Source organism: Thermonema rossianum DSM 10300 (assembly GCF_000426825.1).
Classification (GTDB): Bacteria; Bacteroidota; Bacteroidia; order Cytophagales; family Thermonemataceae; genus Thermonema; species Thermonema rossianum.
Genome location: NZ_AUGC01000004.1, coordinates 80,602 through 95,042, shown reverse-complemented (window position 1 = coordinate 95,042; position 14,441 = coordinate 80,602). Strand labels below are relative to the sequence as shown.

Below are 14,441 nucleotides of genomic sequence, written 5' to 3'. Positions count from 1 at the left end.
TCGGTTTTAACGTTCTACAATACGAGGAAGCGGGTCGGTCTCCGCGCCATACTTAACCATCAAATCGCGAATTTGCTCTTCGCTCAAAGTGTTGGCATCCAGGTCCACTACCAAGGCATATTTGTCGTCGGTAGTGCGGCGGTCAAACATAAACTCCTTCTTGCCGGGTCCCATATTGTTCGACACCAAGAAGGTAGCCACCATACCCAAAGCCGAAATAAGCACGGTCAACTCGAAAGTAACCGGTACCATGGTGGGGATGGCTACAAAGTTTTTACCGCCGATAATCATGGGCCAATCGATACCCATGGTATAGGTAATAAGGGTGATTGCAGAGAGCGTACCCAAAGCGCCAAACAAGAAAGCGGCGATAGGAATGCGTGTACGCGGGTGCCCTATGTAGGTGTCGATGTGGTGAATGGGATGGGGCGAGTACACCTCATATACTTTCACCCCATCGTTTTTGAGTTTCTTCACAGCATCCACCACTTTGTCTTCATGGTCGTAAATGCCCACCATGAAGCGCTCTTTGGTATGTCCTAAACGTGTATCTGCCATAATTCTTTTCGTTATAAGTCTTTCCCTTTATCGTACATAGGTGAAGCAGCTTTCACAGCACCACCTTCTTTGAGATATTCGGTAGCCTTCTCTTTGGCTTTGATATCCGAAGAGTTCAAGATGGTCTTCACTTCTGCCATGTTGATAACCGGCAAATATTTGGCAAACAAGAAGAAGCAAGTAAAGAAGATGCCAAAAGTGAAGAGGTAGTCACCTATGTCGTAAAGTGTGGGATAGAACATCGCCCAGCTCGAGGGGATGAAGTCGCGGTGCAGCGAAGTAACGATAATCACGAAACGCTCGAACCACATACCGATGTTCACCACGATAGACAGGAAGAAAGACCAAGCGATGCTTTGACGTATTTTCTTGAACCAGAACAGCTGCGGTGAAATCACGTTGCAGGTCATCATAGACCAGTAAGCCCACCAGTAAGGACCAAAAGCACGGTTCAAGAAAGCATAGCGCTCATATTCCACACCCGAATACCAAGCCATGAAGAACTCGGTAATATAAGCAATACCCACAATAGAACCAGTCAAGATGATAATCTTGTTCATGTAATCGATGTGGGTGATGGTAATATAATCTTCGAGCTTATACACTTTGCGGGTAATGAGCATGAGGGTTTGCACCATGGCAAAGCCCGAGAAGATAGCCCCCGCAACGAAGTAAGGCGGGAAGATGGTCGTATGCCATCCGGGGATGAGCGAAGTGGCAAAGTCGAAACTCACGATGGTGTGTACAGAAAGTACCAGCGGTGTAGAAAGTCCAGCCAGAATCAAAGCTACATATTCGTAGCGCGCCCACACCTTGGCACCGCCTTCCCAGCCGAAAGCCAACAAACCATAGATGAAGGCAGCGATGGGGCGGCGTTTTTTGCGTTTTTCACGACGCTCTTCGGGTGTGTCGGTATCCAGAAGAGGATATTTCTCCAGGGTCAGCTTGGCACGGTCGCGGATGGTAGCCAAGTCAGGAATCAAGCCCACATACCAGAACACCAGCGACACGGTCAAGTAAGTAGAGATGGCGAACACGTCCCACACCAGTGGTGAGTGGAAGTTCACCCACAACGAACCATAGGTGTTGGGCAAGGGAAGCGCCCAGTGTGCCAGCCATGTACGCCCCATGTGCATCAAGATGAAAGTACCGGCACAAATAACGGCGAAGATAGTCATGGCTTCGGCAGCACGGTTAATTGATGTTCTCCATTTCTGACGGAACAGAAGCAAAATGGCGGAAATCAACGTACCGGCGTGACCAATACCTACCCACCAGACGAAGTTGGTGATGTCCCAAGCCCATCCGACGGTTTTGTTCAAGCCCCACATACCGATACCATACCACCAAGTGGCGGCAGCAGCATAGCCGCCTACTATAAGCATAATCAGCGACACACCGAAGGCAGCCAACCATGCTTTAGAAGGTTTCTCTTCTACCCGACGACAAATGTCCTCGGTGATATCGTGCATGGTTTTGTGACCGGTTACCAACGGTTCACGAATTGGCGAAGTTACCTGCATGGTTATTCTAAGTTTAGGTTAGTCTTTGTTACGAATCTTGGTTAAGTAAGTCACATTCGGACGCACATTGTACTCTTCCAGTACTTGGAAAGCACGCGGCTCGGTGATTTTGATGTCGCCGTTGTCAAACTCTTTCAAGTTCAAGAGTTTGTGGATACGGCTTTCGGGGTCGTTCATGTCACCGAAGACGATGGCGTCGGTAGGACAAGCCTGCTGACAAGCGGTTTTGGCTTCGCCGTCACGCAGCTTGCGTCCTGCGCGCTTGGCTTCCAGCTTAGCCAACTGGATACGCTGCACACAAAGCGAGCACTTCTCCATCACACCACGAGAGCGCACGGTCACATCGGGGTTCAACACCATGCGACCCAAGTCGGTTTGCGACATATAGTTCACATCTTGGAAACGCTCGTCGTTGGTGTAGTTGAACCAGTTGAAGCGGCGCACCTTGAACGGACAGTTGTTAGCGCAATAGCGTGTACCGATACAACGGTTGTAGGTCATTTGGTTGAGACCTTCCGAGCTGTGGGTGGTAGCCACTACCGGACACACCGTTTCACAAGGTGCATTGTTACAATGCTGACACATCATAGGCTGGAAGACTACCTCCGGATTGTCTGCCGGGTCTTCCATCTTTTGATAATTGGCATAGCTCTTATCTTCGGTATCGATGCTTTCGTCAAAGCTGTAGTAGCGATCGATACGAATCCAGTGCATCTCGCGGCGGTTGATCACCTCCTGCTTGCCTACTACCGGCACGTTGTTTTCGGTCTGACAACCAATCAAGCAGGCACTACAACCAATACAAGAGTTCAGGTCGATGACCATGCCCCACCAGTGGTTCTTGCGGTAGGCTGTTTTTTCATGCCCTTTCCACAAGGTGATGAGGCGGGGGTTCAGTTCTTCTGCTTTGTTTTCGGGGATGGTGCGGTTCACGTTCACCTTCTCCCCTTCTATAGTGATAGCAGGGAAGAAACGTCCTGCCGCAGGGTCCTTTTGATATTCTTTGAGGGTAGCCTCTTGCACAATAGGACGCGCCATGATGGTATGGTGCGTTTGCGTTTGTGCTATTTCGTAGGTGGCTCCCGTTTTTTCAATGCTTACTTGACGCTGTGCGTACACCAAAGCACCGTCGGCGATGCTTACGAAAGGATAAGCATTCTTACCGATGTTGTTGGCACACTTACCGGCTTTGGTGCGCCCATAGCCCAGTGCAATGGCGATGGTGCCGGGAGCTTGACCGGGCTGAATCAGCACAGGCAACTCCACGCTATAGCCGTTGGCAGTTACCTTCACCACATCGCCTTGTTTCAAGCCTTCTTGTTCGGCGTAGCTCTTCGATACACACACGTAGTTATCCCAAGTGGCTTTGGTGATGGGGTCGGGCAATTCTTGTAGCCAAGGGTTGTTTGCCATGGCGCCACTGCCAATACCTACTTTTTGATAGAGTACCAACTCTATGTTTTTGTTGTCGGCAGTATAACGACGCGCTACACGGCTGCCGGCTTCTTGTACGTCGGCAGTAAAGGCAGGTTTTTCGGCAGCGGCTTCGGCAACAGGCTCATATACGCCATCATGCACTACTTTGGTCCAGAAGTCTTCAAACGAGCCCTCGCCTTTGTATATGTTTTTGCGCCAGTAGCTGCGCAGGAATTCATAGAATGAGATGCCTTCTTCTGCCCAAGTCAGGAAGCTGTCTTGTGCCTGACGGGTTTTGAAGAGCGGCATGATGGTAGGTTGAGCCAAGCTGTAGAAGCCGGCACGCGGCTCTGCGTCGTTCCATGCTTCCAGATAGTGATGGTCGGGCGTGATGAAACGGCACAAGGAAGCAGTTTCATCGGCACGGTCGGCAGTAGAGACGGTCAGCGCAATCTTGGGCAGTGCTTTTGCCAACTCAGCCCCTTTCACATGGTCATAAACGGGGTTGGTATTATAGAAAATCACAGCCGACACATTGCCTTTCTTGGCATCTTCTACAAAACGCAAGAATTCTTCATCGTTGCCTTGCTTCACAAAAGAAGGACGGCTCAGATCGATGGTGCTGCCGTAGTTTTCGAGCAGATAGTTGATGGCATTCACCAATACTTGCACATCCGGGTCGTTCGAGCCGGACACAACCAGCGACTTGCCTTTGGCAGCCAACAAATCTTTTACAGCCTTGTCGATATGAGGCACTTTCACGGCAGGCGCCGACACTGTGGGGGCGCCCACTGCTTGCGCTACGCCGTTATAAAGAGCAGCCACCACCAAACCTTCTTGCGAAGGACGAATACGGCTGCGGTAGTCGGCATTGGCGCCGGTCAGCGACAAGGTGGTTTCAAACTGATAGTGGCGCGACATGGTTTTCTTGTCGCCGCCCAGTTTGCGGGTTTGCGCATACTGGCGAGCATGCTCAATGGGCGACAACCAGGTGCCCAAGAAGTCTGCCCCTACGCTTACTATCACTTCGGCTTTGCTGAAGTCATAAGCAGGCAGTGCATATTTGCCAAATGAGCGCTCGTTGGCTTTCAAGATGCCATAAGCAGATACTGCATCGTAGCTCACATGGCGGAAGAAAGGATATTTTTCAATAAACTTGGCAATCACCGCCTTGGTTGAAGGGCTCATGATGGTGCTGCTTACGATGTAAGCAGGCTTTCCGCTTTGGGCTGCTTTTTTCAGCCCGTCTATGACTTTTTGGTCCACGGCAGCCATGTCGGCGGCTTTGCCGTTTTCCATGAAGCCCTGCAAGCGGGACAGGTCATACAAGCCCAATACCGACGCTTGTACGCGGGCACTGGTTCCCCCTTTGGTGATAGAAGACAACTCATTGCCTTCTATTTTAATGGGGCGCCCCTCGCGGGTTTTTACCAGAATGCTGCAGTATTCCCCGTCTTGTGCATAGGTAGAAGCATAGTAGTTGGGAACACTGGGGTCAATTTCTTCGGGTTTATTCAGGTAAGGGATTGCCTTTTTTACGGGCGCTTCGCAAGCAGCCAAAGAGGCAGCTGCCAGGCTGAATCCCATGAATTTCAAAAAGTCACGACGGCTGGTGGTCAGTTCCTCGGCAGTAGGAAATTCGGGGAACTCGTCCTGCGACTTCTTTACGAAGTCGGTGTCGTTGGTCAACTCTTCCAGCCCTTTCCAATATATCTTTTGTTTTTCTTTCATATTTCTGTTGAGTTATGAAGACTTGATTTGAAGAAAGAAGATTAATAGTGACACTTAGAGCACTCAAGACCGCCAATGTCTTCTACGGTCATGGGCTTTTTGCCTGCATTGGCTTTGTGGAATTGCAGCAGGCGGTCATAGTAATCGTTGCCCTCTGCCTTCACCACGGTTTTGCGGTGGCAGTCGATACACCAGCCCATGGTCAAGGGCGAGCGCTGCTGCACCACTTCCATCTTCTCGATTTCGCCGTGGCAGTGCTGACATTCGATTTGTCCTACCTGCACGTGTTGTGCGTGGTTGAAATACACGAAGTCTTGCAGGTTGTGTACACGCACCCACTTGATAGGCTCGTTCTTTTCTATGGCAGCATAGATTTTTTGTATTTCAGGCGAGCCGCGTTTGATTTCGCCGTGGCAGTTCATACATATATTGGCAGAAGGAATATTGGCAGATTTGCCTTTGCGCACGCCTGTATGGCAGTACTGGCAATCGATTTGATACTTGCCGGCATGCAGTTTATGTGAGAAGGCAATGGGCTGAGTAGGTGCATAGCCTGTTTGCACACCTACATCCATCAGGCTGTCGATGCCTGCCTTGGCCACCACCAACAAGAAAAACACGCCCACTACAGTAAGGAATGCTTTGCTGCGGAAGGGGGCGGTCAAGTCTATTTTTTCATTGACTACCTCCAAGTCTTCTTCGGGCAGGTCCTGGTTTTTCAAGAAGCGGGTCAACAGCGATACTATCAGCAACAATACAGCCAACACCAACACCAGCACAATCACCAAGCCTACCAAAATGGCAGTCAGGTAAGAAGAGTTGAGACCGCTTGCCTGGGCAGCTTCTCCCCCTTCGGCTTGGGCAGCACCATCGGCAGCTGCTTCCTGTTGTTGGTTTTCAGCCGACTTCACATAAGCCAAAATAGCCTTGATGTCGTCGTCGCTGAGGTCCAGGAAGGAGGTCATCTGGGTTTGGTTGTACTCGTTGTAGAGCTGTACGGCCGTGGGGTCGCCACTCTGGATCAAAGCCTGCGAGTTGCGAATCCACTTAAGCAACCAGGGCAGTTCGCGACGTTCCAAAACGCCCTTTAAGCCGGGACCAATCACCACTTCATCGGTGACGGCGTGGCACGATTGACAACGACCAACAAAGAGTTCTTTCCCTTTGGCAATCGTTGCCTCGCTCATATCCAAGCCGGGCACTTCTTGCGTGGCGTTGTCCTGCGGGGCAACCTCTTGCGCCCAAGCGGGACTTGAAAAAAGCATCACTATCAAAAAGATGCTTGCGTAACAGATGCGTGTGAGCATCAGCCTGTTGGGTTTGTTCAGTAAGCGCATAGCCTTTTGCTTATGAGTTAACGTTGGTTTCACCTGATTTTTCATCTTCGCAAAGTTAATATGGCTTTTCTTATTCACAAATGCCCTTTGCGAGGCAAATCGAGCTCTAAGCTCGTTTTTTTTTAAGTAATTTTCAATAAATCAAAAGCTTATATATGAAACTTTTCCAATATTTAGATTCTTTCTAAATAACAAGCCCTTCTTTGCCCCTTTCAGCGCTTGCCCAAAGGCTTGCGGCACGGTAATAACACGGTAATAACATAAAATAAAATTGTGCGTAAGCAGGCTTTTTTTGATTTTTGCATATCGCCCAACTGAAACCATCGATTCCTTATGCTCACGGTACTTCTACTCATTCCCTTGTGTTTGCTTGTTTTACTGGGAACCACCGGCCGCCGGCATTACCACACGCAGCGCTTGCTGGTGCTGGCAGGTGTCATAGCCCAATTGGCCATTACGCTCTTTTTGTATGCCCGCTTTCCCCAAGCCGGTGCTGCCGGCAGCTTATCCTTCGAAGAGCAGTACGAATGGTTTCGTATTCCGGCCGGTGACTGGGGCACCATCCGGGCAGACTACCATGTGGGGCTCGACGGGCTTGGCTTAAGCATGCTGCTGCTTACAAGCGTTGTTTTTTTGTTGGCAGCCATTGCCTCATGGAATATCAAAGAAAAGAGCAAGGGATATTATGCGCTCTTTGCTTTGCTGATGCTGAGTGTGCCGGCGTGTTTTGTTGTGCGCGACTACCTGGTGTTTTATGTCTTTTTTGAATTCATGTTGTTGCCCATGTATTTTCTGATAGGGCTTTGGGGGGGCGAAAGGCGCGAGTACGCAGCGCTCAAGTTTTTTATTTACACGCTGGTAGGTTCTTTGTTTATTCTCATTGTATTTATTGCCGGCCTGGTTTCTACCTTCGACCCGGCAGCTACTGCCCTGGAAGCAGGTATTATTGCTTCGATAGAGGACTACACCCCTGCCCTGCTGCCCGAAGTGCAAAAGCTCATTCAAACACAGCCCGAATGGGTGGTGCACCGTTTTGATATGGATTTGCTGGCCATGCAAGAAAGCTACATACCCGGCAGTGTGTTGTTTGCCGGTCATGATTTCCGCTGGTGGGCTTTCTGGTTGTTGGTAACAGGCTTTTTGATTAAGCTGCCCGCCGTGCCTTTCCACACATGGCTGCCCGATGCCCACGTAGAAGCGCCCACGCCCATTTCGGTGATACTGGCGGGCATATTGCTTAAAGTGGGGGGCTATGGTCTGTTTCGTTTTGTTATTCCCATGTTTGCTGACTTGTGGCAGGCACATAGCGAGGTGTTGGCGTTCATGGCTGTGTTGTCCATCTTATATGGCGCCATGAATGCCCTGGCGATGGATGATCTGAAGAAAATGATAGCCTATGCTTCGGTTTCGCATATGGGCTATGTGCTGCTGGGCGCCGTGTCGATGACCGAAGAAGGCTTGCAAGGGGCAATTTTTCAAATGATGAGCCACGGGGTGCTGTCGGCAGGCTTGTTTTTATTGGTGGGGGTGCTGTATGACCGTACGCACGACCGCCACATCAGTCATTACAGCGGCTTATGGCACCGCATGCCGCGTTTTAGTGTGTTTGCGTTCCTGCTTATGTTTGCTTCTTTGGGCTTGCCTTTGTTTTCAGCGTTTGTGGGGGAAGTGTTTACCTTGTTGGGCAGCTTCCGCTCGGAGTGGGTACACAATGGCTGGGTAGCCGGGGCAGCCCTGGGTATTGTGCTTAGCGCTGCTTATTTCCTGTGGTGCTTGCGTCGCATGTTTATGGGTGAATACTGGCTTTCAGAGCCGGCGTATCATGAGCGCTTGACTGACCTTCGGGGGCGGGAAACGGTGCTGCTTGGTATTTGTGTGGTTTTAAGCATACTTTGGGGTGTTTATCCTGCATTTCTGTTTGACATAGCCCAAGACAGTGTAAACACGCTGCTGCGTTTGATACCGTAAACAAGAAAACAACATTGTTTCCGGCACCGGAAAAGAAAAGGGGCTTTCGCGAAAGCCCCTTTTTGCTTGGAAGTGTTATTTGTTGCCATGGTGAAACTGCTGCAAAAGATGCATGAGCTCTTCACGCACAAACTCGTGCGCTTCTTTGTCGATGAGTGCTACACGCAACTGCAGGCGACCGTTTTGCCACTCCATAGTATGGTGCCGGTGCGTCTTTACCCAAGGCGATTGCATCAGATAGTCCCCCACAAGCCGGGACAGGCGCTCTTTTTCTTGGGGCGTTTGTGGCGTAAGCAGTGGAAGGGTCAGTGTTACGTAGCTTCCATGTATGGTGTTCTCTTCTTTCCAGCCAAGCCCGCCCAATAACAATTTAGAGCAGGGGATTTTATGTATCCACCCCTGCGCGTCGCGCACATAAATAGCTCCTGTCTGCTGCTTGACAAGCTCACCTTCTATGTTGCCCACACGGATATAACCTCCCTGCTTTAGCTTTCCCTCCAAACGCAGAATAAAGCCTGCCAACAGGTCTTTTCCGTATAACCAGGCAAACAGCACGAGCAACAAAAGTACATAGGCCGAGCGCAGTATGCCTGCATAGTAGTTGTCTTTGAAAAGCAACCCAATGAGCAACCAACCGCTTATTGTGCCCAGCAAGCCTTCGGTTATCAGCAAGAAGGGATTCAGGTAGTATTTCCATCCTCTTGTAAAAGCAGACACATAGCGCAACCGTAAAAAACGAAGCGACAACCAAACAAACAAAAGAGCAATGACCGACAAGAGTAGTTTCATAGTTCTTCTTTTTCAAATATTTGAATTACAAAACGCACAACGTAAATGCTTATAGCGTAGGTATCCAAACCACGCGACACCAACACGCCCGTTCTGAGCAAAGCTTCCAACGCCTGCAGGCACTCTTCCCGGCGCTCTTGCGGGAAGTATGTCAACAGGGCATTTTTGCTAAGCTGCTTGTGCTGAAGCACTTTCCATAGAATGGCTTTCCATAAGGGCGGCATTTTATCGAGCACGGTGATGGAAGGCACCTGCGGGGCTCTTATGTGCAGCTCTTTCTCCTGCACCTTATCTATATGCGCAATCCATGCGTTGAGCGTGATGCCGGGGTTGCCTGCCGAATACAGGAAATACTTATTGAAAAGCTGCGCCAAACGCCAACCGCTCAAACGCCGCTCTTCTCTTCCGCTCCATACAATGCGGTAACCGGTGGTGCGATGACGCCGCATGACCAGCTCCTGCAGCTCTTGGGCGGTATAGGGCTGCATTTGAAGCACAGCCAAGGCACAACGGCTCATGCTTTCGGCGTGGTTCATCAAACGGAAAGCGTAGGGGTTGGTATTCAGCACAAACAGGCAACGGTGGCTATATGCATAAAGCGTATGAATCAGTTGTTCCCATTCGGCGGCTGCTTCGGGGGCTTCTTGCCACCATTGCTCTATGTCGTTGATGATACAGGCACTCCCCCACGGCAGGGCTTCGAGCATCGACACCAGGTCGCCGCCCAAGCCCGTAGCACGGGCCAGCGCCTTGGTAAATCCTTCTATACAGCCGCATTCTTCGTTGGAAGCAAAAACATGAAATACCGTTTCTTGTGAAAAGTAATTTTGCACGATGCGCCGGCAGATGGCTGTTTTCCCGCTGTCGCGATGCCCTACCACAAACACCAGTCCTTTATTGCCGGCTTTGAAGCGAAGCACGGCTTTTTGCAAGGCCGCTTCTTCATGAGGACGCGGAATCCAGAAATCATCGCCTATGTTCGATTGCCCGGAAAATAAATTGTGGTAATAAGCCGAAAGTTGCTTGCCTACTTGCGGGCGCGGCGTCAACTGCTCGACCCAGTCAGCCAGTTGGTTGGTGGTGGTGTGGGCTGTTATCTGTTCTTGTTTTTGGGTGGCCAGCAGCACACGACTCTGCGAATAGACCACTTTTTCGAGCAACTTGCGCAGGGTATCTTTGACCTGCTCCAGCCAGCGCCCGGTCTTGCTGAGCATTTTTTTACCTTGATACAAGCGGTAGAGCTGTGCGAACTCTTGGTGGGTGCGCACGATGCGGTGGGCACTCAAAGGCTCGAAGTGCTCATGCAAAATATGATTGAGCTTTTCATAGGCAGATTGCAAATAGGTGCTTAAGTCGGTTTGAATTTTTTCTACCTGTAGTGCCGCTTCATGCAGCAGGGCTTTGTATTGTGCCTGCGCCTCCTCTTCACCGGCTGCATCTATATTCTCCACATTGAAGCGCAAAAGGCTCAGCGTACTGCGTAAGGCATAGGTAGCGTTCATTACTTCGGCGCTCACTTCTTTAAGGAACTCTTCTACTACCGAAGACAGCTTGGATGCCAGGAAGTGGGTAGCCAGGCGCCGCAAGGGCAGCTCCAAAGATTCGACTTCCACAATCATGTCTTGGGGACGTATGTGGAACTCACCGGCCATTTCCACCTCTTCGGGCAAGTCCGCACAAAGCTCGTAGAACGATTGTCCTACAATTTCAAAGGCTTGCGTCCATTCTTCTACCTGCAGCTGTGCGGCTTCTTTTTGCAAAGCAGGCAATAACTCTTCCTTGCTCTTCTCTTGGCGCATCCATTGCAATATTCGCTCTATGGTTTTTTGGGTGTGGTTCTCTATATGCTGCCGCTCTTTTTTGTAAAAGTTAAGCGTCTTTTCCTGCACGCGCACCTTGACCAATTGCAAGTGTAAATCCACCAGGTTGGCACTCAGGGTAAGCTTGGCGCTTTCGGTGTATTCCTTGGGGTATTGTGCAATGTTTTCGATGTATTCTTCGAGTCGTTTTTCGAAACGGCGGGCCGTTCTGATTACTTTTTTATCTCCCCCTATTTCCTCTATATGGCGTCCCATGTTTTTCAAAGCCTTGCGCAACTCCCACGCTGCGCGGCGGTAATACAAAGGACGCAGTTGCAACAAGCGCTTCTTCAGTTTTTCGGTTTCGGCACTTACGGCTTCCAAGTCCCCTTTCCAGTCATTGTTGCCGGCCTCTATGTCCAGCAGAGTTTCATTGAGCATGGCGTTCATGTTGCGATACTGCTTAAGCCAGCTGAGCAGGTCATACTGAAGGCTTTCGAGCAGGACATTAAAGAAGGCAATGCGTTGTTGATAAAGAAAATGGCGCGCCACTTCACGGAAATCTACTGTGTAGGTTACTGCTTTTTTGCCAGTAATGGCTGCCCACCAACGCAAACGGCGCTTCAGACGCCGCACCGGCGCCGTGTCTGACTCGGCAACAAGCAACTTTTCTTTGGGGTATGTCAGTTTCCACTCTTTGGGGACACCCAGAATCAGGTCTTGCAACTCTTTCATGTACCACTCGGTAGCTGCTTCGAGCCGCTGCTGCTGCAAGTCGAGATGCTGCTCCACAAACTGTTCCACAAACTGTTCCTGACGGAACAAATACTGATTGCGCAGCTTCCAGCAGAAGCGCTGCCGCTTGGCTTCCGGCAAAGCATGGGCTTTTTCACTTTCTTTGCTAATCCAATCGATATGACGGGCTATCTCTTCCAAACCGTTTTGGTAGTCGAGCAGTATCGGTTCAATGATGCGCTCAAAAAGCAGGCGGTTCATTGAGCCATAGACCTGCTCCATGCTGCGCAATCGTTGCTGTACCTCCGGCATGGCAGAGAGCGGTTCTTCGGGCAGCACCCAATCATATATCTGACCGGCCTCTTCACCAAGGTCTGTTTGAACAGGCACGGGCAGCAGTTGCGCTTCTTCGAACTGCGAAGAAGCAGTTCCTAACAACACAGGTGCTTTGAGCAAGTCAGCCAAACGGCTATAGCGCGCGTATTCTTCATCGCTTTGTAGTTGATTCAAGGGTGGCAAAGGCATCAGCACCAAGTCTTTGGCAGTGGACTCTTGCACCCACAGTTCTTCGTCTGATTTGCCACGATTACCTCTGTAAATCACTTTTATTTCAAAATCCAGACGGTACTCTTCCGAGAGCAGTGCCAGCTGACGGTAAGCCACCTCCACGTCGGTAGGCTCATCGACCAAAGTCAAAAAGCGCAAATGGGCATCTTTCCAACGCCAGTTGGCGGTTAAATGGCGCATCAGCAAGATGAAATAAAGAATTTCGCGCCCGCGCACCGGCACCCAAACATCTACTTGTGGGCGCTCATCGCTCTGCTTTTCGTCTGTGCCCTTGCCGGAATAGGCATTCAGCAGCAACAAGTTATAATCATAACGAAGCAGATGACGCAGCAGGTCCAAATAGGCAGCCCGATGCGATGGTTGTTTCGACCACCCCAGCATGACCGTATTGGGCTCGATACCCGGTGCGCCATATACCCGCGCTACTTCCTCAATACCTTTAAATATGTTGGGGGTGTCGTATTTATAAAGGAAAAGCTTGCGGTCATCTCTTTCTATGAGCTCCCGTGTTTTGCGCGTAGCCAGTTCTTCTTTGCTGCCGGGCATCATCTCAAAGGCAAAGAGTGTTCCCATCTCGGTGAGCTCCAGGCCCAATGAAAAAAGCAAGGGGCGTTCGGCTTGTTTTCCTGCAAACAACAACACATTGGGGCGCCAGTTGCGCACTATGTTTTTTTCTTTCGACAAAGCCGCCATTCCCCGCTTTACCAACGAAGCCCACACACTCCCCCAGGTATCGCCTGTTTTAAGCTCTAACTGACGGCGCTTCAGGAACAAATACACAGCGCCCAAAATAAGGATGCCGCCTACCGTCGCCATGATGTCGAGCTGAATCATCACTACCAAGCAAGCCACCACCCCTATCCAGCTCACCCATGCCGGCACTTTAAAAGAAGGGCGGAAGTCGGTACTTGTCATGCGCTCGAAGGCAGCGCTCAGGTTCAAAAAGCCATAGGTCGTAATGAAGAAAGTAGATACGATACGGGCAATAACGTCAAGCTCACCAATCAAAATACCGGCTTCGGCAATAACAAATGCCAACAAAAGAGCATTGCGCGGTTCGTTGCCTTTGCCATGCCCCTTGGCAAAAAACTTGGGCGTGATGCCATCCATAGCCGTAGATTGTAATATGCGGGGTGCCCCCAAAATGCTTCCCAAAGCCGAGGAAAGCGTGGCTCCCCAAATGCCGGCTACTACCAACTCAGGCACACGTGCTATTTTGAGCAGTGCTTGCGGGTCTTCTGCCAACAAACGGGCATCTACGGTATAAGCAAAGAAGAAGACCAAAGCAATATAAACCAAAAGTCCTACGGCTATAGCCATGATGGTCCCCACGGGAATAGAGCGCTTGGGGTCGCGCAGGTCACCCGACATGGACACGCCCGCCTCAAAGCCCGTAACGGCGGGGAAAAAGATACCAAAGAGCACTATCCAGCTGTAGTCTTTAAAGCCCTCTAAATTGGGCGCTTCCGGCTTGTAGGGGTGCCCATCCATGAAAATGGAAATCAAGGACAGGAAAATAGCCGCCATGATAAAATACTGCGTCTTGATAGCCAAAGACGAACTGATAAAAGTCACCACCGTAACGGCTATCAACATGATGGTACCGGTGATGCGTATGGTATTGATATCGGTGGGCCATCCCCAGTAACTCAAAAAACTTTCGGCAAAACCAATCAAATACAAGCTGACACTGAACGAAAGTCCAACAAACAAAGCCAAGCCCAAGGTGCCCCCAATGGGCAAGCCCAAGCTACGCGAAATGATGTAGTAGGTGCCCCCTGTAGCCACTTTTTTATCGGTGGCAATGGATGCCACGCTCAAACCGGTAGTAAGCGAAATAAGGTGTGCTACCAGTACGATGCCCAGGGCACTCCACAAACCGGCAGTACCTACTATCATGGGCAGGCGTAAATACATGATTACGCCTAAAATAGTGAGAATGGAAGGGGTAAAAACGCCCCCAAAGGTTCCAAACTTATGTTTGTCTTTCATGTTTTTGAATATTGTTTAATATCCGG

At 50.3% G+C, this 14,441-nt stretch carries 7 protein-coding genes; 1 reads left to right on the top strand and 6 read right to left on the bottom strand.

Translation table 11 applies throughout. The annotated features are described in order from the left end of the window. Positions 1-6: 6 nt before the first annotated feature. The 4 genes from K384_RS02680 to K384_RS02665 are packed head-to-tail and all read right to left on the bottom strand — an operon-like array spanning position 7 to position 6,565. A complete protein-coding gene (locus tag K384_RS02680; RefSeq protein WP_038029157.1) occupies positions 7-558 on the bottom strand; it encodes a DUF3341 domain-containing protein in 552 nt (183 codons plus the stop codon). An 11-nt stretch (positions 559-569) separates the two neighbouring features. Beyond that, positions 570-2,081, bottom strand: a complete 1,512-nt coding sequence (gene nrfD / locus K384_RS02675; RefSeq protein WP_038029156.1) for an NrfD/PsrC family molybdoenzyme membrane anchor subunit — start codon at positions 2,079-2,081, stop codon at positions 570-572. Between the two features lie 18 nt (positions 2,082-2,099). Further along, entirely contained in the window at positions 2,100-5,228 is a 3,129-nt protein-coding gene (locus tag K384_RS02670; RefSeq protein ID WP_038029155.1) for a TAT-variant-translocated molybdopterin oxidoreductase, read from the bottom strand. Positions 5,229-5,269: 41 nt separating this feature from the next. Beyond that, on the bottom strand, positions 5,270-6,565 hold the full coding sequence (locus K384_RS02665; protein ID WP_245605273.1) for a c-type cytochrome: 1,296 nt from the start codon (positions 6,563-6,565) through the stop codon (positions 5,270-5,272). A gap of 333 nt (positions 6,566-6,898) precedes the next feature. Here K384_RS02665 and K384_RS02660 point away from each other — a divergent pair, with 333 nt between their 5' ends. Continuing rightward, positions 6,899-8,533 carry a complex I subunit 4 family protein gene (locus K384_RS02660; RefSeq protein ID WP_038029154.1) on the top strand — a complete coding sequence of 545 codons (1,635 nt, stop codon included), beginning with the start codon at positions 6,899-6,901 and terminating at the stop codon, positions 8,531-8,533. A 75-nt stretch (positions 8,534-8,608) separates the two neighbouring features. Here K384_RS02660 and K384_RS02655 read toward each other — a convergent pair whose 3' ends face one another. Further along, positions 8,609-9,322: a mechanosensitive ion channel domain-containing protein gene (locus tag K384_RS02655; protein WP_038029153.1), complete on the bottom strand. Its 714-nt coding sequence runs from the start codon at positions 9,320-9,322 to the stop codon at positions 8,609-8,611. Then, complete coding sequence (locus K384_RS13235; protein WP_051633049.1) at positions 9,319-14,415, bottom strand: amino acid permease; 5,097 nt, start codon at positions 14,413-14,415, stop codon at positions 9,319-9,321. Before K384_RS13235 ends, K384_RS02655 begins: the two co-directional genes overlap by 4 nt. Between the last annotated feature and the right edge of the window lie 26 nt (positions 14,416-14,441).

What these genes read in the sequence shown, in the direction of transcription:
- K384_RS02680 (WP_038029157.1), bottom strand. Translation starts at nt 558, where the DNA reads ATGGCAGATACACGTTTAGGACATACCAAAGAGCGCTTCATGGTGGGC.
- nrfD (WP_038029156.1), bottom strand. Translation starts at nt 2,081, where the DNA reads ATGCAGGTAACTTCGCCAATTCGTGAACCGTTGGTAACCGGTCACAAA.
- K384_RS02670 (WP_038029155.1), bottom strand. Translation starts at nt 5,228, where the DNA reads ATGAAAGAAAAACAAAAGATATATTGGAAAGGGCTGGAAGAGTTGACC.
- K384_RS02665 (WP_245605273.1), bottom strand. Translation starts at nt 6,565, where the DNA reads ATGCGCTTACTGAACAAACCCAACAGGCTGATGCTCACACGCATCTGT.
- K384_RS02660 (WP_038029154.1), top strand. Translation starts at nt 6,899, where the DNA reads ATGCTCACGGTACTTCTACTCATTCCCTTGTGTTTGCTTGTTTTACTG.
- K384_RS02655 (WP_038029153.1), bottom strand. Translation starts at nt 9,322, where the DNA reads ATGAAACTACTCTTGTCGGTCATTGCTCTTTTGTTTGTTTGGTTGTCG.
- K384_RS13235 (WP_051633049.1), bottom strand. Translation starts at nt 14,415, where the DNA reads ATGAAAGACAAACATAAGTTTGGAACCTTTGGGGGCGTTTTTACCCCT.